2 protein-coding genes are annotated in these 3391 nt (G+C 43.4%); one reads left to right on the forward strand and one right to left on the reverse strand.

Translation table 11 applies throughout. The features are described 5' to 3' along the window. Nucleotides 1-29: 29 nt before the first annotated feature. The gene (locus tag MICAI_RS12500; protein WP_008202377.1) at nt 30-2342 is read right to left on the reverse strand and encodes a GumC family protein; all 2313 of its coding nucleotides are present in this window, start codon (nt 2340-2342) and stop codon (nt 30-32) included. A gap of 797 nt (nt 2343-3139) precedes the next feature. On the opposite strand from MICAI_RS12500, the gene MICAI_RS12505 reads away from it, so the two are divergent. Further along, nucleotides 3140-3325, forward strand: a complete 186-nt coding sequence (locus MICAI_RS12505) for a hypothetical protein (protein ID WP_008202379.1) — start codon at nt 3140-3142, stop codon at nt 3323-3325. Nucleotides 3326-3391 lie beyond the last annotated feature (66 nt).

The following is a 3391-nucleotide window of genomic DNA, read 5'->3' on the forward strand; positions in this document are numbered from 1 at the left end:
ATCGAAGCCAAAATCTATCTTGAATTTAATTATCTTTTGCCGTAGTAATAGCCATAGTAACGATAATTGTGGTCTTTCCGACTAACATTATTAGCCACTAAACCTAACACGGAAATGTGGGATAATCTCAGATCTTCGAGCAGATTTTTCAGCGCAAAGCGATCGGTTTTGCCCAGTTTGGTGACGAGAATCAGTCCGGTGGCCATGGCGGCGAGAATTTTCGCATCGGCAAAAGCGGCGAGCGGTGGTACATCGTAGATAATTAGATCGAAGGCGTGGTCTTGCTGTAATTGGGAGATCATCTCCTGCATTCTCTGGGAAGAAAGCAAGCGGGTCGGATCCGGGGGAATTTGACCGGCGGTAAGAATCGATAAATTCTCGTAGCGGGGTGGGGATTGAATAGCCTCGTTCCAATCGAGACCCTCGGCGATGACATTACTAAGGCCGTGGTCGTTATCGAGATTAAGTCGCAGGTGAATCTGGGGTCGTCGCAGGTCGGCCTCCACCAGTAAGACCCTTTGTCCCATACTAGCGGCCGCTTTAGCGATATTTATTGATATGGTGGTTTTACCATCTCCCGGTGATACAGAACTAATCACGAGGGACTTGAGGGGGGAATCGGAACCGAGGAGGCGAATATTGGTGTTAAGAGTCCGGAAAGCTTCCGAGAAGGGGGAGAAATTATAGTAGGACGGGTTTTCGTTGGCTGATTTTAGGGTAGTATTAGGGATAGTAATTTTGCGATCGCCGACTGTTAACTGGGGTAGGGCGGCGGTGATCACTTTTTCGATCGTACCGAGGTCTTTTTGCCAAGGAATTGCACCTAAAAGGGGTAGTTTGCTATCTTCTTTTAGTTCATCTGCACTGTGATGAACGGGGTCTAATCTTTCGGCAAAAAAGGCCGCCCCTAGGCCTAGTAACAGACCACCGATAACCCCTAAAGCCAGATTTCGCACGGGTTTAGGGGAAACGAAGTTCTCCCCTACTTCTGGGGAGGAAATTAGTTGCCAAGGCACCACTTGTTGTGCCACCTGTAGCTGTAATGTTTGTTGTTGCTCCAGAAAACGGCCGAGACTGGTGGTGGCAATTTCCAATTCTCGCTGCAAATCCGTATAGCGACGGGCCAAAACCGCAAGATTTTTGACCGAGTCTTTCTGTTGTTTCAGGGCTTGGGCAAGGGATTCTACCTTAATTTCTAGGGTTTGGCGACTGTTAGCGGCTTCTACCAATTGTTGGGTTAATTCTACCCGCAAAGCGCTCTGAGATACCAAAGCCGGGGAATCACCCACTGTCTGGGGCAGTTTTTCCCCTAAAGTTCTCTGTGCCTCGTTTTGCAGTAGGGGCAGTAAATTAGCCCGTTTTTCCTCTAGGGTGGCGATTATCGGACTATCTTTCGCAAAAACTGCCGATTGTTTCGCCAGTTCCACCTCTACTTCCTGCAGCTGCTTGAGCAAATCTTGATAACCGGGAGATTCACTGAGATAAGTAGCGATAATTGCTTGATTAGGGGCCAATCCCACCTGTTGCTGTAAAGCTTGATAGCGAGAGTTAATTTCGTTAAGGGCAACTTGGGCTGCCCGATAATCTTGTTCAGTAGTGGTTAACTGTTGTGATAAACGAGTCGCCTCTTTATCGGGATCCAGGAAATTGTATTGCTGCCGGAATTGCTGCATTTGTTTTTGTAGAGAATTAACTCGTTCCCGCAGCACCGGCAATTGAGCGTTAACAAAATCTAACCCTTGATTAATTTCGGTCTTCCGTTCCTGAGAACTATAGTTTAGGTAATGACGGGCTAAATTATCTAAAACCAGCTTAATTTTTTCCGGTTCCTCATCTTGATAGGAAATTTCTAAAACTTTCGTCTCTTTTAATTGAGTAATTTTGAGATCAGATTTGCCAGTTTTACTAATTAAATCACTGTAGGTAAAGTCGGGATACTTAGGGGTTATTTTACTAAGGATGGGGTTAAGGAGTTGAGGACTTGTTAAAACGGCGATTTGGGTATCATAATCGATGTCTTCACCCCCCAACTGAGGTAGGATATCTTGGGCTGCCAACCTGAGAGAACTTTGATTTTCCTCAATGGGTTGACCGATGAGCAGCTGGAATTTACCTTGATAGATAGGGGTTTTTAAGAAAGTATAAGCAGCGATCGCAGTAGTCACCCCTACGGTGATGCCAGCGATTAACCACCAGCGATGCTTGATCACGGAAAGGACTTGGCGCAGGTTGAGTTCCTCTTCTTCTTGCGTCGGGGAGGGGATAAAAGCTGGTTGGGCAAAAACTGGCAGATTTGCTTGACTTTGGGTTTTTAAAGCCCCGTTTTGTTGGTTGTTCATCATTAATCAAATAGTCAAGGGATAACTATATTAAACCGCATCTAGTATGCCAGTATAGCTTGAGAATAATTTGGGAATTTGTCCAAACATGGTATCTATTTAAAATAGCCTCAAACCCTTATAGAGTAAGGAATATGACATCTAAAGCTGAGATTGACTTCGGGACACTTTTAAGGATATAAACCGCAATCAGCTAGAGAACTGGAATTTCACTGGCAGGCCATTAACCCTTAAAAGTATTGCTATGCAAAGATCATAGCCGAAAAAACCAAACTACGGTTTTCCCTGTGGATGCGGTTTAAAAGATTTTGCGGTAGCAATCTGGCTCGATTAATTACCGCTTCATCATAACACCATGCTACAATGGCAACTATAGTTTTTACAGAACTGCTAACTTTTGTCCTGCCGCGTCTTATAGTCAAGCTTGCTGATAATCCCCCCGACCAATCAGAACATCCATAGGTAGCCATTCTACACTCAGGAATAGATAATTAAGCGGTTAGTTGACCAAGAGTTTTTTCGGGGCAAAGGGGGGACAATTGGGACAAGCAGATATAATTAACCGATAAAGCCGAGAAAAATAGTTTATTAATGGCTAAAAACAGCTTTAAAATCAGTAAAAGCCGTTTGTTTGCTTAGTGTCCTCAATGTAAGTGAGATAATTGAGCAACTATCTTGAGAATTACCAAAATTGCACCCCTAGGTTGACAAGGATGCTGAAATAGATTAAACTCACTGAGAACGCAGCATCTGTATCGCAGGTGTAGAGTAAAAAAATTAGAATACAAGCATCAAAGAATATGTCTAAATTACTTAATAACTTGACTTATCTGCTGAAGATTATTCTCCAATATCTAGAATGGCGATTCAAACTTTATGCCACTAATCAAACAGCTATTATAGTTGATCAAATGGGCAAAGTGGGTTCTAGCTCGGTGATGAAATCCTTAGAAAAACAAGGTTTTTTAATTAATGCTCGTTTTTGATTTAAAATGCCGATGAGAGAATTTTTGGGGAATTGACAAAAATTCCGATCGGAATCAAAATACACA

The sequence above is a fragment of the Microcystis sp. T1-4 genome, assembly GCF_000297435.1.
Taxonomy (GTDB): Bacteria; Cyanobacteriota; Cyanobacteriia; order Cyanobacteriales; family Microcystaceae; genus Microcystis.